This window comes from Magnetospirillum aberrantis SpK (assembly GCF_011022235.1).
In the GTDB taxonomy this organism is placed as follows: Bacteria; Pseudomonadota; Alphaproteobacteria; order Rhodospirillales; family Magnetospirillaceae; genus Magnetospirillum; species Magnetospirillum aberrantis.
Genome location: NZ_JAAIYP010000033.1, coordinates 1 through 21975 on the forward strand (window position 1 = coordinate 1; position 21975 = coordinate 21975).

General features: G+C 63.7%; 24 protein-coding genes. 10 read left to right on the top strand and 14 right to left on the bottom strand.

The window, feature by feature from the left end; all coding sequences use genetic code 11:
- From G4223_RS05945 to G4223_RS06010, 14 genes are all read right to left on the bottom strand, one after another.
- Positions 1-194 (bottom strand): NAD(P)/FAD-dependent oxidoreductase (locus G4223_RS05945; protein ID WP_163676444.1); only part of this gene is annotated, 194 nt, incomplete at its 3' end.
- A gap of 83 nt (positions 195-277) precedes the next feature.
- Positions 278-1219 (bottom strand): electron transfer flavoprotein subunit alpha/FixB family protein, encoded by a 942-nt coding sequence (locus tag G4223_RS05950; RefSeq protein WP_163676446.1) that lies wholly within the window; start codon positions 1217-1219, stop codon positions 278-280.
- 2 nt (positions 1220-1221) lie between these two features.
- Positions 1222-1971: an electron transfer flavoprotein subunit beta/FixA family protein gene (locus tag G4223_RS05955; protein WP_163676449.1), complete on the bottom strand. Its 750-nt coding sequence runs from the start codon at positions 1969-1971 to the stop codon at positions 1222-1224.
- A gap of 49 nt (positions 1972-2020) precedes the next feature.
- Positions 2021-3646: a long-chain-fatty-acid--CoA ligase gene (locus G4223_RS05960; RefSeq protein ID WP_163676452.1), complete on the bottom strand. Its 1626-nt coding sequence runs from the start codon at positions 3644-3646 to the stop codon at positions 2021-2023.
- Between the two features lie 20 nt (positions 3647-3666).
- Positions 3667-4488: an SDR family oxidoreductase gene (locus G4223_RS05965; RefSeq protein WP_163676456.1), complete on the bottom strand. Its 822-nt coding sequence runs from the start codon at positions 4486-4488 to the stop codon at positions 3667-3669.
- 43 nt (positions 4489-4531) lie between these two features.
- Complete coding sequence (locus tag G4223_RS05970) at positions 4532-5077, bottom strand: thioesterase family protein (RefSeq protein ID WP_163676459.1); 546 nt, start codon at positions 5075-5077, stop codon at positions 4532-4534.
- Between the two features lie 60 nt (positions 5078-5137).
- Positions 5138-6928: an acyl-CoA dehydrogenase C-terminal domain-containing protein gene (locus G4223_RS05975; RefSeq protein ID WP_163676462.1), complete on the bottom strand. Its 1791-nt coding sequence runs from the start codon at positions 6926-6928 to the stop codon at positions 5138-5140.
- A gap of 23 nt (positions 6929-6951) precedes the next feature.
- Positions 6952-9303, bottom strand: coding sequence for a 3-hydroxyacyl-CoA dehydrogenase/enoyl-CoA hydratase family protein (locus G4223_RS05980; RefSeq protein WP_163676465.1), 2352 nt, complete (start codon positions 9301-9303; stop codon positions 6952-6954).
- On the bottom strand, positions 9303-10439 hold the full coding sequence (locus G4223_RS05985) for a thiolase family protein (RefSeq protein WP_163676468.1): 1137 nt from the start codon (positions 10437-10439) through the stop codon (positions 9303-9305). The genes G4223_RS05980 and G4223_RS05985 overlap by 1 nt, the downstream gene beginning before the upstream one ends.
- A 73-nt stretch (positions 10440-10512) precedes the next feature.
- Entirely contained in the window at positions 10513-10908 is a 396-nt protein-coding gene (locus tag G4223_RS05990) for a MerR family transcriptional regulator (protein ID WP_163676471.1), read from the bottom strand.
- 120 nt (positions 10909-11028) lie between these two features.
- Entirely contained in the window at positions 11029-12711 is a 1683-nt protein-coding gene (locus tag G4223_RS05995) for an AMP-binding protein (RefSeq protein ID WP_163676474.1), read from the bottom strand.
- A 26-nt stretch (positions 12712-12737) separates the two neighbouring features.
- A complete protein-coding gene (locus G4223_RS06000) occupies positions 12738-14024 on the bottom strand; it encodes an OmpP1/FadL family transporter (RefSeq protein WP_163676477.1) in 1287 nt (428 codons plus the stop codon).
- Positions 14025-14161: 137 nt separating this feature from the next.
- Complete coding sequence (locus G4223_RS06005; protein WP_163676480.1) at positions 14162-14800, bottom strand: DUF6134 family protein; 639 nt, start codon at positions 14798-14800, stop codon at positions 14162-14164.
- An 11-nt stretch (positions 14801-14811) separates the two neighbouring features.
- Positions 14812-15114, bottom strand: coding sequence for an SCP2 sterol-binding domain-containing protein (locus tag G4223_RS06010; RefSeq protein ID WP_163676483.1), 303 nt, complete (start codon positions 15112-15114; stop codon positions 14812-14814).
- Between the two features lie 413 nt (positions 15115-15527).
- Here G4223_RS06010 and G4223_RS20185 point away from each other — a divergent pair, with 413 nt between their 5' ends.
- The 10 genes from G4223_RS20185 to G4223_RS06055 all read left to right on the top strand — a co-directional run bounded on the left by G4223_RS20185 (position 15528) and on the right by G4223_RS06055 (position 21929).
- Positions 15528-15653 carry a hypothetical protein gene (locus G4223_RS20185; RefSeq protein WP_277395019.1) on the top strand — a complete coding sequence of 42 codons (126 nt, stop codon included), beginning with the start codon at positions 15528-15530 and terminating at the stop codon, positions 15651-15653.
- Between the two features lie 66 nt (positions 15654-15719).
- A complete protein-coding gene (locus tag G4223_RS06015) occupies positions 15720-16049 on the top strand; it encodes an ATPase inhibitor subunit zeta (protein ID WP_163676660.1) in 330 nt (109 codons plus the stop codon).
- 24 nt (positions 16050-16073) lie between these two features.
- Complete coding sequence (locus tag G4223_RS06020) at positions 16074-16316, top strand: hypothetical protein (RefSeq protein ID WP_163676486.1); 243 nt, start codon at positions 16074-16076, stop codon at positions 16314-16316.
- A gap of 77 nt (positions 16317-16393) precedes the next feature.
- Positions 16394-16981, top strand: coding sequence for an RNA polymerase sigma factor (locus G4223_RS06025; RefSeq protein ID WP_277395020.1), 588 nt, complete (start codon positions 16394-16396; stop codon positions 16979-16981).
- Positions 16978-17442 carry a hypothetical protein gene (locus G4223_RS06030; RefSeq protein WP_163676492.1) on the top strand — a complete coding sequence of 155 codons (465 nt, stop codon included), beginning with the start codon at positions 16978-16980 and terminating at the stop codon, positions 17440-17442. The genes G4223_RS06025 and G4223_RS06030 overlap by 4 nt, the downstream gene beginning before the upstream one ends.
- Entirely contained in the window at positions 17439-17894 is a 456-nt protein-coding gene (locus tag G4223_RS06035; RefSeq protein ID WP_163676494.1) for a periplasmic heavy metal sensor, read from the top strand. The genes G4223_RS06030 and G4223_RS06035 overlap by 4 nt, the downstream gene beginning before the upstream one ends.
- A 185-nt stretch (positions 17895-18079) precedes the next feature.
- Positions 18080-18748, top strand: coding sequence for an RNA polymerase sigma factor (locus G4223_RS06040; protein ID WP_241003984.1), 669 nt, complete (start codon positions 18080-18082; stop codon positions 18746-18748).
- A 107-nt stretch (positions 18749-18855) separates the two neighbouring features.
- The gene (locus G4223_RS06045; RefSeq protein WP_163676497.1) at positions 18856-19683 is read left to right on the top strand and encodes a flagellin; all 828 of its coding nucleotides are present in this window, start codon (positions 18856-18858) and stop codon (positions 19681-19683) included.
- A gap of 93 nt (positions 19684-19776) precedes the next feature.
- Positions 19777-21483 (top strand): flagellar filament capping protein FliD, encoded by a 1707-nt coding sequence (gene fliD, locus G4223_RS06050; RefSeq protein WP_163676500.1) that lies wholly within the window; start codon positions 19777-19779, stop codon positions 21481-21483.
- Positions 21484-21494: 11 nt separating this feature from the next.
- Positions 21495-21929 carry a flagellar export chaperone FliS gene (locus G4223_RS06055; RefSeq protein WP_163676505.1) on the top strand — a complete coding sequence of 145 codons (435 nt, stop codon included), beginning with the start codon at positions 21495-21497 and terminating at the stop codon, positions 21927-21929.
- The last annotated feature ends 46 nt before the right edge of the window (positions 21930-21975 follow it).

Consider the following 21975-nt stretch of genomic DNA (forward strand, 5'->3'; position numbering starts at 1 on the left):
AAAAGTTCGGCAAGCGCGTGCGGCTCGAAAATCGCCCCCGACAGAATGTGCGCCCCGATCTCGGACCCCTTTTCCAGGACGCAAACCGAAAGATCCGGGCAAAGCTGTTTCAGACGGATCGCCGACGACAGACCCGAAGGACCCCCGCCAACAACAACTACGTCGAATTCCATGCTTTCGCGATCATCTCTCATCACGGCACCTCTGAACGGAAAAAGAGAGGGGGCGGGCGGTGGTTGCCATCGGGATTGCCCGCCCCCTCCAAGGTGCGGCCTCGTCAGGGAGAAGGGAGGGCCGCGGAAAGTTTGGGCAACTCGACGAACAGGTCGCCCACCAGGCCATAATCGGCCACCTGGAAGATGGGGGCCTCTTCGTCCTTGTTGATGGCGACGATGACCTTGCTGTCCTTCATGCCGGCCAGATGCTGGATGGCGCCCGAGATGCCGACGGCGATGTACAGTTCCGGGGCGACGATCTTGCCGGTCTGGCCGACCTGAAGGTCGTTGGAGACGAAACCGGCGTCCACGGCGGCACGCGAGGCGCCGACGGCGGCCCCCAGCTTGTCCGCCACCTTTTCCAGCAGGTGGAAATTGTCGCCCGACTGCATGCCGCGCCCACCCGAGATGACGATGCGGGCGGCGGTCAGGTCGGGACGTTCCGACACGGCCAGTTCCTGGCCGACGAAAGCGGAAACGGCGGATGGCGCCGCTGCCGCCGACACCGTGACGATTTCCGCCGCGCCGCCGGTGGCCGGCGCCGCGTCGAAGGCGGTGGTGCGCACGGTGATGACCTTGAGCGCGTCCTTGGACTGCACCGTCGCCAGGGCGTTGCCGGCATAGATGGGGCGGACGAAGGTATCGGCCGACAAGACGGCGGTGATTTCCGAAATCTGTTGCACGTCCAAAACAGCGGCGACGCGCGGCAGCACGTTCTTGCCGGTGGTGGTGGCGGGCGCCAGGATGGCGGCGTGACCATCGGCCAGGGACACCACCAGCGGAGCCAGAACCTCGGCCAGCGGATGGGCGTAGGCCGCGTCGTCGGCCACCAGAACCTTGGCGACACCGGCGATCTGGGCCGCCGCCTCGGCCACGGCGCCGACGCCTTGGCCGACCACCAAAAGGTTGACCGGACCGCCCAGGCGGACGGCGGCGGTGGCGGTGTTGAGCGTAGCCGGCTTGAGCGCGCGGCCGTCGTGTTCGGCGAGAACGAGAACGGACATGATCAGATCACCTTGGCTTCATTCTTGAGCTTGTCCACCAAAGCGGCGACGTCGGCCACCTTGACGCCGGCGCTACGCTTGGCCGGTTCCTCGACCTTCAGCGTCGTCAGGCGCGGCGCCACGTCCACCCCGGTCTCGGCCACCGGCACCACCGTCAGCGGCTTCTTCTTGGCCTTCATGATGTTGGGCAGCGAGGCATAGCGCGGCTCGTTCAGGCGCAAGTCTGTGGTGACCACCGCCGGCAGGGTCAGGGCCACGGTTTCCAAACCGCCGTCGATCTCGCGCGTTACCAGGACCTTGCCGCCTTCGACCACCACTTTCGAGGCGAAGGTGCCCTGGGCCCAGCCCAGAAGCGCCGCCAGCATCTGGCCGGTCTGGTTGGAATCGTCGTCGATGGCCTGTTTACCCAAAATCACCAGATCGGGCGTTTCCGCCTCGGCCAGATGCTTGAGGATCTTGGCCACCGCCAGCGGCTGGACCTCGTCGTCGGTCTGGACCAGGATGGCGCGGTCGGCACCGATGGCCAAGGCTGTGCGCAGGGTTTCCTGGGCCGCCGCCGGGCCGACGGACACCGCCACCACTTCGGACACCACGCCGGCTTCCTTGAGGCGCACCGCCTCTTCCACCGCGATTTCATCGAAGGGATTGGCGGAGTACTTGACGTTGGCGGTCTCGACGCCGCTTTGGTCGGCCTTGACGCGGATCTTGACGTTGTAGTCGACCACCCGCTTGATCGCCACCAGGGCTTTCATGCTTGTTTCCTCCTCGTGCACTGATTTCGTGGGCCGATTCACCGGACCACTAGGCGTCGACCGGCACTTGCGCGTAAAGGGCGCGCAACGCGGTTTTCAAAAGTTTGCCGGTGGCGGTGTGCGGCAGTTCATCGACGATCAGGACATCGTCGGGAACGCACCACTTGCTCACCCGGCCTTCAAAGAATTCCCGCAATTCGGCGGGCGTCGCCTGGGCGCCGTCACGCAACGCCACCACCAGACGCGGCCGTTCCCCCCAACGGTCGTCGGGCCGGGCGATGGCCGCCGCCTCGCGCACCATGGGATGGGACATCATGACGTTTTCCAGTTGGATCGAACTGATCCATTCGCCCCCCGACTTGATCATGTCCTTGGTGCGGTCGACGATCTCGACGAAGCCGTCGTCGGTCATGGTGGCGACGTCGCCGGTATCGAACCAGCCGGGCTCGGCATGGGCATCGACCGGATCGAGACGGAAGTAACCGTCGCAGATCCAATGGCCGGAAATCTTGAGCGCGCCGGGGCTGTGACCGTCCTGCGGCAGGGGATTGCCATGGCTGTCGGCGACCTTGAGGTCGACGCCGAAAATGGGCCGCCCCTGCTTCAGGGCGATCTTGCGCTGCGCCTCGGCCGGCAGGGCCGCGCTCTTGCGGCTGGGGGTATTGGCCAGTCCCAGCGGGCTGGTCTCGGTCATACCCCAGGCATGGATGACCCGCACGCCCAACGCTTCGAACCCTTCCATCAGCGACGCCGAACAGGCGGCACCGCCGACCACCACCCGTTCCAGCCCGGCCAGATCGGTACCGGTGTCGCGGCAATGGGCCAACAGGTTCATCCATACCGTCGGCACGCCGGCGGTGATGGTGACGTCTTCGTCGGCGATCAGCAAACGTAGCGAGGTGCCGTCCAGATGCGGTCCGGGAAACACCAGCTTGGCCCCGACCATGGCCGCCGAATAGGGAATGCCCCAGGCGTTGACATGGAACATGGGCACCACCGGCAATACCGCGTCACGCGCCGACAAAGCGAAGCCGTCGGCCAGGTTCGAGGCCATGGCGTGCAGAACGCTGGACCGATGACTGTAAAGCACGCCGCGCGGATTACCCGTCGTGCCCGAGGTGTAGCACAGGCCCGAGGCCTCGTGCTCGTCGATCCGGGGCCAGTCGATGTCGTCGCTTTCGGCCTCGACCAGTTCCTCATAGCACAGCAGGTTGGGAATCGGGCTGTTGGCCGGCATGTGCGCGCGGTCGGTCATCAGCACGAAGGCCCGCACCTTGGGCAACCGCCCTGCCAACGTCTCGACCAACGGCAGGAAGGTCAGGTCGAAGAACAGCACCTCGTCTCCTGCATCGTCGAGGATGAACGAAATCTGGTCGGCGAACAGCCGGGGATTGGTGGTGTGGCACACCGCGCCCAAGCCGGCGATGGCGTAATACAGCTCGAAATGGCGATAGCCGTTCCAGGCGATGGTGCCGACCACGTCCCCCCGCTTGACGCCCAGACGCCTGAGCGCGTTGCCCAACCGGGCCACGCGCAGCGCGGCCTCGGCATAGGTGGTGCGGTGCACCGGGCCTTCGACGGTGCGCGACACGATCTCGGTGTCGCCGTGGAACTTGGCGGCAAACCGCAGGATCGACCCGATATCGAGCGGAAGTTGCATCATTTGGCCACGCATGGCGATCCCCCTCTTCGATCTCAATCGATGAACAGGTCGGGCAGCAACGTGCCGCCCGGCACCACCGCATAGGACGACAGGTCGCTGACGCCCTCGGCCGCCAACACTTCGTCGTCGATGAAGAAGTTGCCGGTGCAGTCCCGCGACGGCCGGGTCAGGATGGCCTGCGCGGCGTCGGCGACGATGTCAGGGGTGCGGCAATGGCTGGGTTTGATGGCGCCACCCAGCATGGCCAGGGCGGCGGTGTCGATCACCGTGCGCGGCCACAGCGCGTTGGCGGCGATGCCCACGTTCTTGAATTCCTCGGCCCAGCCCAGCACGCACAGGCTCATGCCCATCTTGCTGATGGTGTAGGCGACGTGGCCGCCAAACCACTTGGGGTCCAGGGACGGCGGCGGCGACAGGGTCAGGATGTGCGGATTGGCCGACTTCTTCAGATACGGCAGACAGGCCTGGGTGGTGGCGAAAGTGCCGCGCACGTTGACCGACATCATCAGGTCATAGCGCTTCATGGCCGTTTCCGGCGTTGCCGTCAGGTTGATGGCGCTGGCGTTGTTGACCACGATGTCGATGCCGCCGAAGGCTTCGGCCGCCTGGGCGGCGGCATCGGCCAGATTGGCCTCGTCACGCACGTCCACCACCAAAGGCAGCGCCTTGCCGCCCACCGCCTCGATCTCTTCGGCGGCGGTGTAGATGGTGCCCGGCAGCTTGGGATGGCTTTCCACCGTCTTGGCGGCAATGACGACGTTGGCGCCGTCGCGTGCCGCCCTGAGCGCGATGGCCTTGCCGATACCGCGGCTGGCGCCGGTGATGAACAGAGTCTTGCCGTTCAGCGAACGCATGTCAGGTCCTCCCCCGCCGTCTTGACGCGGCGAATGTCGTTGGTCATTGGGCGGCGCGAAGCGGCGCCGCGTCGTCGAAAGCACTCTCGTCCAGCGCCCGCCATTGTCCGGCCCAGGCCGGCGCCGGCGGCGCCTCGCCCGCGAAGCCCACCTCGGCCGCCACTTGATCCGGCGGCACGATGGCGCCCTTTTCCAGGAAGGCGGCACGGACCATGGTCACGCACGCCACCCCGCCCTCGGTCTCCACCCGGTGTTCGATGTAGATCCAGCGGTCGTCCCAGCCCAGCATGCGGCTGGCCAGGGTGAATGGCTGGAACGTCTTGAGCGGCCGGCGATACCGCACCAGCGCGCCGCCGATCACCGGTTGCCAGTGCTTGCGCAGCACCGGCCGCCACAGTCCGGCCCGCGCGATCAGGTCGAAGCGGCCCAAATCCATCAGCGCCAGATAGCGGGCGTTGTTCATGTGGACGTTGATGTCGATGTCGTTGGGCCACACCCGGAACCGCAGCCGCGACACTTCGGTCATGGCCAGGCGGGGACGAAACAGCCCGAAAATCAGTACCTTGAGCAGACGAAACCAGAGGTTCATGGTTTTCATGCTCCCACCCTGCCCTCTCCCGGCGGTGCCGGGAGAGGGAGAGGAGTTTCGTCAGAACGCGGCCTCGTCGAAGGCCATGATCGACTTGCCGCCGGCCATGATCTGGGCGAACAGGCCGTTGGTCTGGGGCAACACGCGTTCCATGTAGAAACGCGCGGTGTTGACCTTGGCGGTGTAGAAGCCGTCCGAATCGTCGGCACCGCCAACCTTGGGCAGGCTGACCTCGACCATCCGCGCCCACAGATAGGCCAGCGCCGTCAGGCCGAACAGACGCAGGTAGTCGGTGGCCGCCGCCCCCGCCTCGTCCGGGTTGGCCATGCCGGCGCGGGCCACCTGGGCGGTGGCCTGTTGCAGACGGACGAAAGCCTTGGCCAGCGGCTGCACGAACTCGCCCATGGTGTCGTCTTCCACATGGGTTTCGATGTACTCGGCCACCGGGTGGAAGAAACGCCGCAGGTTGCGCCCGGCCTTGGCCGGCAGCTTACGCCCCACCAGATCCAGCGCCTGCACGCCGTTGGTGCCTTCGTAGATCTGGGCGATACGGCAGTCGCGGACGTATTGCTCCATGCCGTGTTCACGGATGAAGCCGTGACCGCCGAACACCTGGACGCCCAGATTGGTGGCCTCGAAACCCAAATCGGTCATCAACGCCTTGATGACCGGGGTGATGAGGGCAACGAATTCCTCGTTCTCCTCTTGCACCGCCGGGTCGGTGTGATGCTTTTGCAGGTCGAGCGCACGGGCCGCCCAGGCGCCCAACGCACGGCATCCCTCGACATAGGCACGCTGGGTCAACAGCATGCGGCGCACGTCGGGATGGACGATGATCGGGTCCGCCGCTTTGTCGGGATGCTTGACCCCGGTCAGCGAGCGGCCCTGGATGCGTTCGCGGGCATAGGTGACCGCGCCCTGGTAGGACGCTTCCGCCAAACCCAGCCCCTGGATGCCCACCGACAGACGTTCGGTGTTCATCATGGCGAACATGGCCTGCATGCCCTTGTGGGGCTGACCGATCAGCCAGCCGGTGGCGTCGTCGAAGTTCATGACGCAGGTGGACGACGCCTTGATGCCCATCTTGTGTTCGATGGAGCCGCAGGCGACGCCGTTGCGCGGGCCGGGATTACCGTCGGAATCGGGCATGAACTTGGGCACCAGGAACAGGCTGATGCCCTTGACCCCCTTGGGCGCGTCGGGCAGACGGGCCAGCACCAGATGGATGATGTTCTCGGTCAGGTCGTGCTCGCCGGCCGAGATGAAGATCTTGGTGCCGGTGATCTTGTAGCTGCCGTCATCCTGCGGCACCGCCTTGGTGCGCAACAGGCCGAGATCGGTGCCGCAATGGGGTTCGGTCAGGCACATGGTGCCGGACCAGGTGCCATCCACCATCTTGGGCAGATAGGCGTCCTTGAGTTCGTCCGAACCATAGCCGTGCAGCGACACATAGGCGCCGTGGCTGAGCCCCGGATACATGCCGAACGACAGATTGGCCGAACAGATCATTTCCTCGACCAGGGTGTTGACCGACTTGGGCAACCCCTGGCCGCCATAGGCGGGATCGCAGGCGATCGAAGTCCAGCCGCCGTCACGGAAGGTCTTGTAAGCCTCGATGAAACCCTTGGGCGTACGCACCACACCGTTTTCGAAAGTGCAGCCTTCCTCGTCGCCGGAACGGTTCAGCGGGTGCAGAACCTCTTCACAGACCTTGGCGGCCTCTTCCAGCACCGGGTCGATCAGGTCGCGGGTGAATTCCTCGTAGCCGGGCAAGGACGCAAGGTCGTCGCCGCCCATCAGCTCGAAGAGAACGAAGCGCATGTCGCGCAGGGGAGCCTTGTAACTGGCCATGGTGTTGTTCCTTTTGCGCGGAATCAGTTGCGAAGCGGCTTGCCGGTCAGCAGCATGTGCTCGACACGGGCCAAGGTGCCGGGATGGCGCACCAGCCGCATGAAGGCCTCACGCTCGAGGTCGTAAAGCGCGTCCTCGTCCACCGTCTTGATCACGTCGGTATCGCCGCCCGAAAGCACGTTGGCGACCTCGCCCGACACCACGCCGTCATGGGGCGTGGCCTTGCCCAAACGCTGGAACCCGGCCACCGCCATCTCAAGCGCCACCTTGCCCGACGGACCCGGCAACGCCAACGGCACCGGCGGCTCGGGAATCTGGTAGCCATCGACCATGGACAGCGCCTTGGCCTTGGCGTCGGCCAACAGGCGGTAGCGGTTCATGGTGATGCCGTCATGCGGGCGCAGGAACAACTGTTCCTTGGCCTCGGCCGCCGACTTGGCGACAGTGGCGGTGCTGATCAGTTCGAAGGCCTTGCCGACCGCCGGCATGGGGCCCTTGGGCAACTTGCCGGACGACGCCCAGCGGGTCAGCATTTCCTTGCAGCCGCCCCAACCGGGCAGCAGGCCGACGCCCACTTCCACCAGACCCATATAGGTCTCCGCATGGGCCTGCACCGCGTCGCAATGCAGCAGGATTTCGCAACCGCCGCCCAAAGCCATGCCAGACGGCGCGCCGACCACCGGGAAGGGCGCGTATTTCAGCGCCTTGTAGGCCTGTTGACCGGCCGCCACCAAGGATTCGATCTCGGTCCAGGCGGCGATGTTGGCGGCGAAGATAGCCAGACCAAGGTTGGCGCCGACCGAGAAGTTGGAGCCTTCGTTGTAGACCACCAGCGCCTTGAAATCCTTCTTCACCCGGCGGATGGACTTGGTCAGCAAGTCCATGATGTCGGGGTCCAGGGCGTTCATCTTGCTGGTGAACTCGAAGCACGCCACGCCGTCGCCGATATCCCACAGGGCGGCCGAACCGTTCTTCAGCACCGGTTGGGATTTCAGCTTGATGTCGGCCAGCATGACCACGCCATCCGGGCGGACCAGATCGCGATAGGCGCCGTCCATGCCCAGCACCTGACGGGTGCCGTTCTCGACACGATAGAAGGTCTTGCCGCTGGCGGTCTTGAGGATCGCCGGCACGGCCATGCCGCTGGCTTCCAGCTTGGCGGCCAGCCAGTCCACGCCGATCTGGTCGATCAGCTCGAATGGGCCGAATTTCCAGTTGTAGCCAAGGCGCATGGCCTCGTCGATGGACTCGATCTCGTCGGCGGCGTCGCCCACCAGGGCGCTGGCATAGGCCAACGTCTGGCCCAGCACCCGCCAGGCATAGCGGCCGTGCTCGCTGTCGTGGTCCAAAAGCCGGGTCAGCTTGCGGCCCATGGACTTGACCGCCTCGACATTGGCCCGCTTGGTGGCGCGGTATTCGCCGGTGGCCAGATCGACGCTTTCCTTGGCCTTGTTCTTGGCGCGGTTGACGCGATAAAAACCGCCCTTGCCCTTACGGCCGGTATAGCCGTCGGCGATCATCTTCTCGACCATGGGCAACGGCCGGTTCATGGCGTGGAAGGGATCGTCCTTGGGCAGCGCCGCGGCCAGCGAGGCGTTGACGTGCGGCATCAGGTCCAGACCGACCAGATCGAGCAGACCGAACACGCCGGTCTTGGGAATGCCCATGGGCTTGCCGACGATGGCATCCACGTCCTCGATGTCGAGACCGGCGTCGAACGCCTCGACCACCGCCGCCTGAAGCCAATAGACGCCCAGACGGTTGGCGATGAAGCCGGGGCGGTCCTTGCAGCGCACCACCGACTTGCCCAGCTTGTGGTCGGCGAAGGTGGACACCGCGTCCAGCGCCTCGGCCTTGGTCTTGGCGCCGCCCACCACTTCCAGCAACCGCATGTAGCGCGGCGGGTTGAAGAAGTGGGTGATGACGAAGTCTTCGGCGAAGCTGTCGGACAGCCCTTCGACCAGGGTCGCCAGCGGAATGGTCGAGGTGTTGGACGACACCACCGAGCCCTTCTTGCGCACCGCATCGACCTTGGCGTAAAGCGACTGCTTGATGTCGAGCCGTTCGATCACCGCCTCGACGATCCAATCGCAATCGGCCAGAAGGTCCAGATTGTCCTCGATGTTGCCGGTGGTGACCAGCTTGGCCGCCGCCTTGCTCATGAACGGCGCCGGATCGGTCTTCAGCATCTTGGCCACCGCGCCCTCGGCGATGGCGTTGCGGTTAGGGTTGGAGCCGTTCGATTGCGGTCCTGCGCCCGCGGGGGCGACGATGTCGAGCAGGACGACGGGGATACCGGCGTTGGCGACATGGGCGGCGATACCCGCGCCCATGACCCCGGCGCCGATCACCGCGACTTTGTTGATTTCCGCCATCACACCGCCTCCAGGATGGTGGCGATGCCCTGGCCGCCGCCGATGCACTGGGTGGCCAGCGCGAACTTGCCGCCCTCGCGCTTCAGCAGGGACGCCGCCTTGCCGACGATACGGGCACCGGTGGCGCCCAGCGGATGGCCGAGGGCGATGGCGCCGCCGTCGATGTTGACCTTGGCTTCGTCCAGGCCCAGTTCCCGCACGCAGGCGATGGATTGCGAGGCGAAGGCTTCGTTCAGTTCGACCACGTCGAGGTCGGAGGCCTTGAGACCGGCGCGGGCCAGGGCCTTGAGGCTGGAGCCCACCGGGCCGATACCCATGATCTCGGGATCGCAGCCGCACACCGCCACCGACTTGATGGCCGCCAGGATGTCCAGGTTGTGGGTCTTGGCGTAATCCTCGGTGCACACCAGAACGGCGGCGGCGCCGTCGGTCAGCGGCGACGAGGTGCCGGCGGTGACCACGCCACTGGCGTTGAAGCAGGGCTTGAGCTCGGCCAGACCTTCCAAGGTGGTCTCACCACGGACGCAGCCGTCCACCGAGACCGTGCCCTTGCGGCCGGTGATGGCGACGATCTCGTCGGCGAACTTGCCGGCGGCCTGGGCTGCGCTGGCGCGCTGATGCGAGCGGACGGCGAACTCTTCCTGCTCGCGGCGCGAGATGTTCCACTTGGCCGCCACGTTCTCGGCGGTGTCGCCCATGCCCATGTAGGCGCCGGGCATCTCGGCGGCGAACTGGGGATGCGGCAGCGGGTTGAAGCCCATCATGGGCACGCGGGTCATGCTTTCGACGCCGGCGCAGATGAAAGCCTCGCCGGCCCCCATCTGAATGGCGCCGGCAGCGATGTGCACCGACGACATGGACGAACCGCAGAAGCGGTTGACGGTCATGGCCCCCAGCGACCGCGGCAGGCCGGCCATCAGGCTGACCAGACGCGAGACGTTGAAGCCCTGCTCGCCTTCGGGAAAGGCGCAACCGAGGATCAGATCCTCGATGTCGTCACCCGGAATGCCGGTCTTGGCCACCAGCGCGCGCACCACCTGCGCGGCCAGTTCATCGGGACGGACGGAAGCCAGTTCACCCTTCTTGGCCGGGGTAAACGGCGAACGCGCGTAACCGGCGACAACCACCTTCTTCATCGACGAATCTCCGAGTTTTCGTTTTTGGGAGAGGTCGTCGGGAAGGAAGGAAGGTCTGCGCCGCTCTCCTTCCCTAGACCGAGTTCATGTCCACGCCCTTGTGCGTGAGAGAATCGAGGCTCATCCGCTCGATCTCGCGCAATTCGTCCAGGCTGGTCTGCACCGCCTGAAGCTGGTCCTCGAGTTGGGCGATGCGCCCGCGGACCTTGGTCACCAACACCCTCAACTGCTCGACCTGAGTGGTGTCCACCACGTAGAGGTCGAGAAATTCCTTGATATCCTTGAGCGAGAAGCCCAGCCGCTTGCCGCGCAGGATGAGAATCATCCGCGCCCGGTCGCGATGGGTGTAGACCCGCGTGGTGCCCGCCCGCTGCGGCAGGATCAGCCCCTGATCCTCGTAGAAGCGGATGGTGCGCGGCGTGACCCCCAGATCCTTGGCCAGTTCGGTCACCGAGTAGATCTTTTCCATGAGCGCTGTGGTTCCCCAGGGCGAAATAATTACGTGAAGGGCTGATAACTTCCCTTTGCGTAACCTTCATACCATGGAAATCCATCCGGTTCATAGCCGTTCTCTCGGTGCGTCACTGTTTCAGGAAATGTGGCGAGCCTTGGACTCGGCTTCTTCTTCCGCCCGCGCCTGTTCTTCGGCCACCAACTCCTTCTTGGAGAGCTTGCCGATCATGGTCTTGGGCAGTTCATCGCGGATTTCGATGCTTCTTGGCATCTCGATGCGCGAAATCTGTGTGGTCAGGAACGACTTGATCTCGTCCGGGTCGGCCTCGACACCGTCGCGCAGCCGGACGAAGGCTTTGGGCGCCTGACCGCGATAGGGGTCGGGAACACCGATCACCACCGCCTCGGCCACCGCCGGATGCTGGTACAACGCTTCCTCGATGACGCGGGGATAGACGTTGAAACCGCCGGCCAGGATGACGTCCTTGATGCGGTCGACCAGGAACAGATAGCCGTCCTCGTCGCGATAGCCGACGTCGCCGGTGCGCAAGGCGCCGTCGATGAAGGCCTGTTCGGTGTCCGCCGGACGTTGCCAATAGCCGGCCATCACCTGCGGCCCCCGCACGCAGATTTCGCCGCGTTCGCCGACGCCCAGGATCTGGGTGGGATCGACGGTGGAACGCACCTCGACCACCGTTTCATCCAGCGGCATGCCGATGGAAGCGCTCTTGATCTGGCCGGCGATGGGATTGCAGGTGACCACCGGCGACGCCTCGGACAGGCCGTAACCTTCGACCAGACGGCACCCGGTCATCTCCTCGAAACGGGTCCGCACCTCGACTGGCAGCGGCGCGCCGCCGGAAATGCAATAGCGGATCGACGACAGGTCGAACGTTCCCTGGCTGGCGGCGTTGTTGAGCGCGGTGTAGATGGTCGGAACGCCGGGGAACAGGGTCGGCCGACGCTTGCCGATCAGTTTCAGCACCTGTTGCAGGTCGAAACGCGGCACCAGGATCAGCTCGGCACCGATGCTGACCCCCAGGTTCATCACCACGGTCATGGCGAAGACGTGGAAGAACGGCAGCACCCCGAGCACCCGCTCCTGCCCGGCATAGATCTCGGGCATCCAGCGCCGCAATTGTTCGGCGTTGGCCGTCAGGTTGGCGTGGGTCAGCATGGCGCCCTTGGGAACGCCGGTGGTGCCGCCGGTGTATTGCAGCACGGCGACATCGCCCTTCGGCTCGATCTCCACCGGCCGCGGCTTGCCTTCGTTGGCGATCAGCCGCTCGAACGGCACATGGCGCAGGTCGTCGGGCACCTCGGCCATCTCGGAGCGTTTGAGCACCGAGAACATCACGCTCTTGACCGCCGGCAGGATGGCGCTCATGCGGCACACCACCACCCGCTCGAGGCAGGTTTCCTCGAGCATGGCCGCGACCTTGGGATAGATCTGCTTGAGGTCCAGGGTCACCATGATGGTGGTCCCGGAATCGCCGATCTGATGCTTGAGCTCGCGTTCGACGTAAAGCGGGTTGTAGTTGACGACGATGCCGCCCGCCTTCAGCACCGCGTAATAACAGATGACGAAATAGGGAGTGTTGGGCAGGCACAGGCCCACCCGCACACCCTTGCGGACACCAAGCTGCTGGAAGCCCCGCGCCGCACGCTCCACCAATTCACCCAACTCGCCATAGGTGGTGCGCTTGCCAAGAAAGTCGATGGCGTTCTGACCGGGGAACTGGGCCACCGCCTGATCCAGGATGGTGGACACCGGCACCGCCGGAATCGGGCTGCTCGACTGCTGCACGACTGTAGTCACGACACGTTTCCTCCAGCTGCCCGGCCTTAGAACTTCACCACGAAGCTGGCGCTGATGATGTCCACGTAAGCGTCGTAGGACCCCGTCAGGACACCGCTGTTGCTCTTGTTCTGCTCGTTGATGTTGGCGCTGTCGGCAAAGATGTGGGTGTAGCCGATGTTGGTGCTGAAGTTGGGATCGACATCGTAGGTGTAGCCGAGCGACAGCCAATAACGGTTGGCGTCGGGGATACGCGCGGTACGATATTGGTCACTCATCGGCGCCTGGTCGTAGGCGACGCCGAAATGGAACTTGTGCTGCTCGTTCATGGTGTAGGTGGCACCCAGCGAGAAGAACCAAGTGTCGTCCCACTTTTCCTCGGTGACCGCGTCAGCGCGGCCATCGGCGAATTTGATGCGCACTTCCTTGAAGGTGGACCAGTTGGTCCATTGGACGTCGCCCATCACCGCCCATTCCGGCGACAGCTCGTGATACAGACTCAAGGTCATGGTATCGGGCAGGGTCAGGTCGGCAGTGGCGTCCACATCCTGCAAGCTTTGCGGATTACCGACGGCCGCCTTGGTCGCCGCCGAAGCCTGGTAGGTCGCGTCGCCCTTCAGCTTGTTCTTCATTCGCGAACGGTAGTTCACGCCGACACGGCTGGTGGGCGTGAACTCATACAACATGCCGGCCACACCGCCGAAAGAGACGTCGTCGCCTTCCACCACGGCCTTGGCCTGCCCCGCCGCGCCAAGGTTGACCGCGTTGCTTAGTCGCACCTTGGTATAAGCCACCTGGGCACCACCGCCGATGGACAGATGATCGTTGATGCGATAGGCGACGTTCGGGCTGAAATTGATGTTGGTGATCGAGCTTTCCAGGGCATGGAAGCGCCCTACCCAGTCTTCTTCGTAATCGCTGCGCAGACCGAACGGCGCGGTGACCGCCACGCCGACCTTGAAGTCGGGGCGAGCGTCCCACATGGCGTAAAACGCACCCACCGCGGCGTCGTTGATGGCGTCACCCCCCATGCTGCCCGTCGTCTGGGTGCCGGTGGTCAGGGTGTTGGACCCCTCGAACTTGGCCACCGGCATGATGACGGTGGCAGAGCCAGCGGTCTGGTTGCCCTCGAGCCGGGTCATGCCGGCCGGATTGTAGAAAATGGTCGACAGGTTGTAGGCCTTGGCCGCCGAACCGGCGAAGGCGTTGCCCAGACCTTCCGAGCTTTGCTCGCGCAATTGAAAACCTGCGGCCATCGCCTCGCTGCCCGCCCCCAGGACGGTCGCCAAAGCCAGGGCGCTGGTCAGCGCGCTACCACGAACGTTCTTCCACATGCCGTTTCCTCCCAATAGCGGACTTTTGCCGCCTTTTGCATGAACCCTAGAGTTGCCCCACAGCTACGTCAAGGGGTTTCCGTTAACGTAAACGTTATGATTATACCCAAGGATGCCCAACCTCCGCAGGGACACCTCTATTCACGCACGATCTCGATGGGATAACCCGAACGCTGGAACGTCGCCCGCAGCAAAAAGCCGTCGGACCCGTACCAGAGATCGCGCTCCACACCGCCGCTCATGCGAAAATGCTCGGCCGTCACCATCTGGCCGCCGACCGAGACCTGTTCGCTTCCCAACGCCTCCACCCTCACCTTGTAGGGCTTGGCGTCGATGATGCTGAACAACTCGCTTTTCTCGAGAATCGACCGCCCCCACAGCGTCAGGGGCAAAAGGTCTCCAGGCCGCTCGCTGGCCTGACCGTTGACGGTGAGGTTCCACCCGCCGGCCGACCGCTCAGCCTCGAGATGGAATTTGGACCCGTCGTCGTCAGTATCGGCCACCATGCGCACCATGGCGCCATTCCGCCACTCTTCGCGGCGGCTATGGTCATAGCGGAATTCCAGAAACAGAACCTTGGCCCGCGTCTTGGTCTGCACATCGACGACCGCAGTACCATCGTCGGCGCGGGCAATCCGCACCTGCTCCTTGCCGATGGATTCGCCTTCCTTGCGGATGTCGTAACCCAAGGACACCGTGTCGGCGGCCAACGCCACCGGTGCGACGGCCGCCACCAATCCGACGGCCAGGATGAAAGCCTTGACGGAAGAAATCATGCCGCCCCCCGTCAACCGATGGCGCCGACCAGCTTCATGGCCACGCCCATGGAACCGGAAACCTTGATCTTGCCCAGGGTGTAGCCAAGCATGGGATCCAACTTGCCATCCATCAGCTTGACCAGATTGTCGCTGGTGATCTTGATGGTGCAGGCGACATCAAGGTCGCCGTCGTCATCCTCGCTCAGGGTCGGAGCCGCCCCACTGGCGTCCACCACCCACATCCCGTCCTTGCCCAAATCGAAACGCACCGTCGCGCCAAGCCTACTCAGCTTGGGCAGGGCATCCCGCAAACGCTCCTCCACATCGGACATTGTTCCGTCCCTTCCTGAAGCCTCTTATAAGGGTTCAGATATACATTTACGTTTACGTCAACGTAAGCAGAAAATGTCACATCGATAATTACCCGTACTTAGGATCAATTTCCTTCGACATTTAAGGCGCACGCCAAGATTACCCAGCATATTCCGCAGTGCAGCATATTTTTTGCAGCGCCGAAAACCGGCAAAAAAACACGGAAAAACATGCACGATATAGGTGTTTTTTCCTTAACATCTATAGGTGATATAAATTACCTATACGTCATATGCCATAGACAATGATTTGCAATCAGAACAATACCAATATTGCTTACTAGGACATTTCCCCGCACCAAAGCCGGGGCCGCGTTGACAGCGCCGGCAAAAGGGTGCGAGTTTGTCGAAAAATAGCCTTCAAGGAGTTCGAAATGCCCGGTTTGCTGCAAGGAATCGTCTTGTTCCTGGTGGGGTGCGTCGTGGTTTACGGCCTGATCTCGGCCTTGCAGACCAAAGCCCCCAGCGAAGGGCATGGACACGGTCACGGACATCACTGACGTTTCGGGCCCGCCATTGCACACCGATCCATCGGCAGGCAATTGGGTGGGCACCACCTTGTGACCATGTCCATTCTCGACACCTTCGCGGCCAAGGGCACCACCTCCCAGGCTAATTTCGTCGGCGCTGCGGAACAGGCGTTCTGGGTGCGAGCCCGGCGCAACCGGCTTTTGGCCGACTGGGCCTGCGACCTGACCGACGAGAACAACCAAGCCTATCTGCGGCTGTTGCTCGACGCCGACTTCGCCAAGGTGGAAACCAGGGCGGAAGAAGGATTCCTGATGCTGAAGATCCGCAACGACCTGATGGGGTTCGGCATATTCCTGTCCCCGGACGAGCTCAAGGACGTCTACCGCCGCTTCGAACGCCAGGCGTTGCTGGAACACCAGTCCTGACCCCATTCCCTTACGGACCCGACCATGGACCCGACCACCGCCGACCGCCTGTTCCGTCACATCTATCAGGCGCTGGACCACGACAACGCCGCCGATCTGGAGACCTTTGGCAGGAACTTCCTGCAAAACGGAAAGATCTGGGACGCGCTGGCCGACCTGTTTCCCGACATCAAGCCATCGGAACTGCGGGCGGCGATGATGCGTGCCTTCGACCAATGGACCCGCGACCACGCCGCCTGCGGACACGATCACCACCATCATCATTGAGCGTCGTCACTTTTTTCGGACCTTCCGCGCAGGAAGTCGGCCAGCCGTCCGTATAAGCATTACAGTCGCAAGGAACCCTGGCCGGGAAGACGGAGACGACCGCGGACACCATGGATGATGAAAGCCTGCTCGCGGCAATCGGGCGCGGAGACCCTACGGCTTTCGCAACCCTGATGGAGCGCCACGGAGCGTTCGCCATGACCTTGGCGATCCGCATGACCGGCAACATCCAGGACGCCGAAGAGGTGGCTCAGGAGGCGTTCTTGCGCGTATGGTCGGTCGCGGCCAGATGGAATCCGGGGGGCGCACGCTTCACGACTTGGCTTTACCGGGTCGTGATGAACCTGTGCCTGGACCGCAAGCGCCGAGCCCCCATGGCCGCCCTGGACGATGTCGCGGAACCCGCCGACACCGCCCCCGACGGCCTGGAACGATGCGCCAGCGACCAGGCCCGAGAACTGGTGGCCGAAGCCTTGGCCACTCTTCCCGACCGCCAGCGTGCGGCGGTATCGTTGTGTTATTACGGCGAGGTCAGCTGTCAGGAAGCCGCCGAAGCTCTCGACATTTCGCTGTCCGCGCTGGAATCCTTGCTTGTTCGTGGCCGGCGGGGGCTTCGGGACTATTTCACCCGCCGCGGATTGGAGAAAATGGGAGACGTGTTATGACGTTGGACCAATTCACCGCCCTGCTCGACCGCCATGGTTGCCGGCGCGACCAGTGGCCCGAGGCCGAATGCGCCGCCGCACTGGCCCTGATCGACCGCGAACCCGCCGCCGCCGCCCTGCTTGCCCAGGCCGAGCGTGTCGAGACGGCCATGCGCGCCTTTGATCCCGGCCGAATGGTGGACCGGGCGGCGGTGACCCGCCTTTCCAATTCCGTCCTGGCCCAGATTCCGCGCACCCCCGCCCGCCGCCGCCCGCATTGGCGGGTCGCGTTGGACCATCTTGGCACGGCGCTTGGCGCCGGCCGGGAATGGGGACCGCGTCTGGCCGCGTCGGTGGCGGCGGCGGCGATGCTTGGACTGGTGACCGGCGGCTTTCTGCCGACCGGCACCACACAACAATCCGTGTCGGCGGTCGAACTGCTGGCGATGTCGAACGCTTATTCCTCGCTGGACGTACGATGACCAATTCGAAACCCTGGCTGTGGCTCCTGGTCGCCTCGCTGGCCTTCAACGTGTATTTCGGCGCCGTCGTCGGCACGCACTTCTTCCGCGACCCCAGGGGACCTGGGCCTGGACCCGGCCCCGGGCGCCCCGGAATGATGATTCTGGACATGGCTGAAAGCCTGCCGGAACCGGATGCGCGCATTCTGCGCCAAGCCTATGAAGCCCATAAGAGCCAGTTCCCGGACGAGCCGGGACAACCCCGCGGGTTCGAACGCATGCGAGAAATTCTCGCCGCCGACCCCTTCGACCTCGAAGCCTTCCTTAAGGAAGAAAGCGAATTTCGTGCCAACCGTGCACGTGAAGGCGCGGTGATCGGCACCATCCTGGCCGAAGCACTGCCAAAGATGTCCGCCGAAGGGCGCAAGCGTCTGGCCGATCATCGGCCGCCCCCGCCCCCGCGCCCACGCTGAGAAAACAAGGCTGTCGCCACCTGCGGCAGCCTTTCCTTTATCGCCACAACCCGGCAAAACATGCCTAGCACTGGGCATTAATTGCCGCCGACCCGGCAAAACATGCCCGGTCAACATGTTGATTTATATGATTTTTCCGCGCCTGCTTCGGCTTCCCGGCGCGTTTAAGTCTGTAACGGGCGGCCATGTTGCCCATGTCCCGCCAGACCGCAAAGATCGGAACCCGCGCGATGATGCCCCACACCTCGCCGCACAGCCGCACTTCCTCCCCGACCGACATCCCGCTCAGGGACCAGGACGACGACGCCTTGCTGGAGCGCATGAAGGCCGACGATGCCGACGCCTATCGGCTGTTGGTCGAACGTCATGTGGACCGCGCCTACGCCTTGGCCTTGCGCACGCTGCGCAACCCGGCCGATGCCGAGGACGTCGCCCAGGAAGCCCTGGTCAAGGCCTGGACCCACCGCCATTCCTGGCAACCGGGCAAGGCCAAGTTCTCGACCTGGCTTTACCGGGTGGTGTTCAACCGCTGCATCGACCTCAAGCGCATGCCGTCCAACTCCTGCCTCGACGACGTCGCCGAGCCCGAGGACGACCAGCCCGATTCGGTGGACACCATCCAGCGCCGCCAAGTCTATTCCCGGCTCGAGGACGCCATGGCCACCATGCCCGAGCAACAGCGCGCGGCCCTGACGCTGGCCTATTTCGACGACATGGGCAACGCCGAGATCGCCGCTGTCCTGGGCACCACGGTCCAGGCGGTGGAAAGCCTGCTCAAGCGCGGTCGCCAGGGCCTGCGCGAACGGCTGCGCCGTTCCGAACGCGACATCCGCCACATTTTCGCCGAGGCCTGAAAAAACACCGCCTGATCGTCTTCGCCGACCCGTTCCAACCATGAAGGCCGTCCGAAGATGGCCGGTCCCGCCAAGCGGGACTGAATGGATCAGAAGGAGACACCGTCATGCCCGTCATCGCCACTAACACCGCCGCCAATTCGTCCCTTCGCTACCTGAACGTCAATTCCGACGCGGAATCCAGCATCACCTCCAAGCTGGCCTCGGGTTCGCGCATCACCAAGGCCTCGGACGACGCTTCCGGTCTCGCCATCGGCACCCGCATCCAATCCGACGTCACCGTTCTGGAACAGGCGTCCACCAATGCCTCGCAGGCGACCGCCATCCTTCAGACCGCCGACGGCGGCCTGGCCCGCATCAGCGACATTCTTCAGCGCATGAAGGCCCTGGCCACCCAGTCCAACTCGGGCTCGGTCACCAATGACGAACGCACCTACATCCAGTCGGAATACGCCGAGCTGATGGAGGAAATCGACGGTATCGCCAGTTCGACCCGCTATAACGGCGAATCGTTGCTGAACGGCACCAGCGACTACTTCTCGGGCGTCGACTTCATGGTCGGCACCTCGATCTCGGACACCATCTCGGTCCAGATCGACGACGTCGACACCACCGCGCTGTCCATCAACTCCACCACGGTCAGCGACCAGGATGAGGCTGAAGCGGCCGTCACCGCGCTTGACGCCGCCATCTCCTCCATTTCGGCGGCCCGTGCCGAGGTCGGCGCCTCGATGTCGCGGTTCGATTTCCGGTCCCAGACCATCGACACCTCGATCGAGAACCTGAGCGCCGCGGAATCGGCGGTGATGGATGCCGACGTGGCGTCGGAAAAATCCAAACTGGCTTCCGCCGACGTCCTGGCCCAGGCGGCGATCGCCGCCCTGACCCAGGCCAACGCCATGCCCCAGAACCTCCTCAGCCTGCTGAAAAGCTAAGGCTAACCCCCATACCCTCACCGGAGGTTCATGAGGCGACGGGCGGAGCGGCGTAACACCCCACTCCGCCCGTCATTTTCGAGGAGGCGTCGCATGACCAGCGTCAGCAGCACCACATCGACCACGTCGACATCGACAACATCGACGACATCGACATCGTCCACGTCTTCGAGCAGTTCGGATTACGACGATTTCGATGTCGAATCCCTGGTCGAAGCCAAGCTGGCGTCTCGCTACGAACGCCTCGACAGCATGGAAACCGAGGTTTCCGATAACGAAACCAAGATCGCCGCCTACGAAGATCTTCAGGACCTTCTCGACACCCTGAGCGACACCCTTCAAACCCTGCGCAGCGATCCCAGCGTCAGCGGACAGTCGGACGACGTCTTCCTGGACCGTACCGCCTATCTGACGTCGTCCAGTTCGGTGGACGCCTCCACCTACATGTCGGCGACCGTCGAGGAGGGAACCGACCTCGGCACCCACAGCGTCGTCATCAGCCAGATCGCCACCACCAACATCCTGGGCAGCGAAAAACAGACGTCGCGATACGACGCCCTGGGCTGGACCGGCACGTTCTCGTTGGGAACCAAAGACGGCGACAGCGCCGACATCGAGGTCACCTCCTCCATGTCGCTGGGCGACATCGCCGACGCCATCAACACCGAGACCAGCACCACGGGCGTCGTCGCCTCGATCATGCAGGTGTCGGAAGGCAGTTATAAACTGATCCTCACCACCTCGGACACCGGCGAGACCATCACCGCCAGCGACGTCAGCGGCACCCTGCTGAGCGATTCGCTGGGACTGGTCGACAGCAACGGCGACATCGATTCCGACATGGTGCTGCAAGAGGCCCAGGACGCCATCCTGAAGGTGGACGGCGTCACCATCACCCGCAGCAGCAACGACATCGACGACGTCTTGGACGGCATCACCCTGCACCTTTATGCCGCCAACGCCGACACCACCCTGACGCTTGAGGTCGACAACGACCTGACCGGCATCCAAGACGCCGTGGAAGCGTTCGTCGAGGCCTACAACGCCGTCCGTGAATTCATCATCACCAACCAGAGCACCAACACCGACGGTACCGCCGCCGACGACGCCGTCCTTTATGGCGATTCCACCTTGCGGTCGCTCAACAATTATCTCCAGACCATCATCAGTTCGGGTATCGGCGACGCTGATTTGTCGGATTTGGGCATCACGCTGGATGAAGACAATCTTTTGGAGCTCGACACGAGCACGCTGGAGAACCTGTTGCTGGACGACCTGGACACCATCCAGTCCCTGTTCAGCTATCAGATGACCGCGTCGTCCGGCGATCTGGGCCTGGTCCGCCACCCCGATGCCGCGCTCGACTTCACCTTGGACATCACCGTCGACGACGACGGCAACATTTCCAGTGTCGGCGTCGATGGCGACACCTCGCTGTTCACCATCAGCGGCAGCACCATCCAGGGAGCCGAGGGCACTGAATACGAAGGGCTGACCCTGGTCTACACCGGCAGCACCAGCAAAAGCATCACGGTTACGACCACCCAAGGCATCGCCGACCAGCTATATAACGCGGTGGACACCATCGCCAACGAGGACGACGGGGCGTTGACCACCCTGATCGACAATCTCGAAGACACAAACGAAAGCATCGAGGACAGTATATCGACCCTGGAATCGTCCATCAGTACGTATTCCGACTATCTGTACGAACTCTATTCCACGATGGCCGCATCCATCTCGGAAGCCGAGACCACCCTTGAACTTCTGGAAGCACTGCTGAACGCCAGCAGCGATTAGGAGGCCATGCCATGACCCCACGCTATGCCCAATCCGCCTACCAGAACGCCATCCAGACCACCCCGCCCTTGCAGGCCGTGGTGCTGTTGTACGATGGCGTACTGATCCGCCTGCGCAACGCCGTCGACGCCGCCAACCGTGGCGATTACGGCGAACAGTTCAACCAGATCCTGCGGGCCACCGACATCCTGCGCGGTCTGTTGGCGGCGCTGGACATGAAGCAAGGCGGTGGTCTGTCGGAACGGCTGCGCGACACCTACGAAGCCAACATGCGTGCCATGATGAGCTCGGTCGGACGCAAGAACGCGCAGGAATGCCTGGAACGTATCGCCGACGGCCTTCGGGAATTGCGCAACGCCTGGAGCGAAATCGCCGGAATGCCGTCCCTGGAAACCCCGCAGGCCACGGTTTCCCCCCGCCATGAAAAGACGCAGACACCCGTTTGAACCTGTCTTTTTCGGCGAATTTCAGATAAAGTCATGAGACCCGGTA

Excerpts from the sequence above, each read along its gene's own strand:
- G4223_RS06010 (WP_163676483.1), bottom strand. The coding sequence starts at position 15,114 with ATGTCCGATGTGGAGGAGCGTTTGCGGGATGCCCTGCCCAAGCTGAGT.
- G4223_RS06005 (WP_163676480.1), bottom strand. The coding sequence starts at position 14,800 with ATGATTTCTTCCGTCAAGGCTTTCATCCTGGCCGTCGGATTGGTGGCG.
- G4223_RS05985 (WP_163676468.1), bottom strand. The coding sequence starts at position 10,439 with ATGAAGAAGGTGGTTGTCGCCGGTTACGCGCGTTCGCCGTTTACCCCG.
- G4223_RS06030 (WP_163676492.1), top strand. The coding sequence starts at position 16,978 with ATGACGTTGGACCAATTCACCGCCCTGCTCGACCGCCATGGTTGCCGG.
- G4223_RS06000 (WP_163676477.1), bottom strand. The coding sequence starts at position 14,024 with ATGTGGAAGAACGTTCGTGGTAGCGCGCTGACCAGCGCCCTGGCTTTG.
- G4223_RS05955 (WP_163676449.1), bottom strand. The coding sequence starts at position 1,971 with ATGAAAGCCCTGGTGGCGATCAAGCGGGTGGTCGACTACAACGTCAAG.
- G4223_RS05965 (WP_163676456.1), bottom strand. The coding sequence starts at position 4,488 with ATGCGTTCGCTGAACGGCAAGACTCTGTTCATCACCGGCGCCAGCCGC.
- G4223_RS05950 (WP_163676446.1), bottom strand. The coding sequence starts at position 1,219 with ATGTCCGTTCTCGTTCTCGCCGAACACGACGGCCGCGCGCTCAAGCCG.
- G4223_RS06055 (WP_163676505.1), top strand. The coding sequence starts at position 21,495 with ATGACCCCACGCTATGCCCAATCCGCCTACCAGAACGCCATCCAGACC.
- G4223_RS06020 (WP_163676486.1), top strand. The coding sequence starts at position 16,074 with ATGGACCCGACCACCGCCGACCGCCTGTTCCGTCACATCTATCAGGCG.
- G4223_RS05980 (WP_163676465.1), bottom strand. The coding sequence starts at position 9,303 with ATGGCGGAAATCAACAAAGTCGCGGTGATCGGCGCCGGGGTCATGGGC.
- G4223_RS06015 (WP_163676660.1), top strand. The coding sequence starts at position 15,720 with ATGTCCATTCTCGACACCTTCGCGGCCAAGGGCACCACCTCCCAGGCT.
- G4223_RS05975 (WP_163676462.1), bottom strand. The coding sequence starts at position 6,928 with ATGGCCAGTTACAAGGCTCCCCTGCGCGACATGCGCTTCGTTCTCTTC.
- G4223_RS06035 (WP_163676494.1), top strand. The coding sequence starts at position 17,439 with ATGACCAATTCGAAACCCTGGCTGTGGCTCCTGGTCGCCTCGCTGGCC.
- G4223_RS06040 (WP_241003984.1), top strand. The coding sequence starts at position 18,080 with ATGTTGCCCATGTCCCGCCAGACCGCAAAGATCGGAACCCGCGCGATG.
- G4223_RS05960 (WP_163676452.1), bottom strand. The coding sequence starts at position 3,646 with ATGCGTGGCCAAATGATGCAACTTCCGCTCGATATCGGGTCGATCCTG.
- G4223_RS05990 (WP_163676471.1), bottom strand. The coding sequence starts at position 10,908 with ATGGAAAAGATCTACTCGGTGACCGAACTGGCCAAGGATCTGGGGGTC.
- G4223_RS06045 (WP_163676497.1), top strand. The coding sequence starts at position 18,856 with ATGCCCGTCATCGCCACTAACACCGCCGCCAATTCGTCCCTTCGCTAC.
- fliD (WP_163676500.1), top strand. The coding sequence starts at position 19,777 with ATGACCAGCGTCAGCAGCACCACATCGACCACGTCGACATCGACAACA.
- G4223_RS20185 (WP_277395019.1), top strand. The coding sequence starts at position 15,528 with ATGCCCGGTTTGCTGCAAGGAATCGTCTTGTTCCTGGTGGGGTGCGTC.
- G4223_RS05970 (WP_163676459.1), bottom strand. The coding sequence starts at position 5,077 with ATGAACCTCTGGTTTCGTCTGCTCAAGGTACTGATTTTCGGGCTGTTT.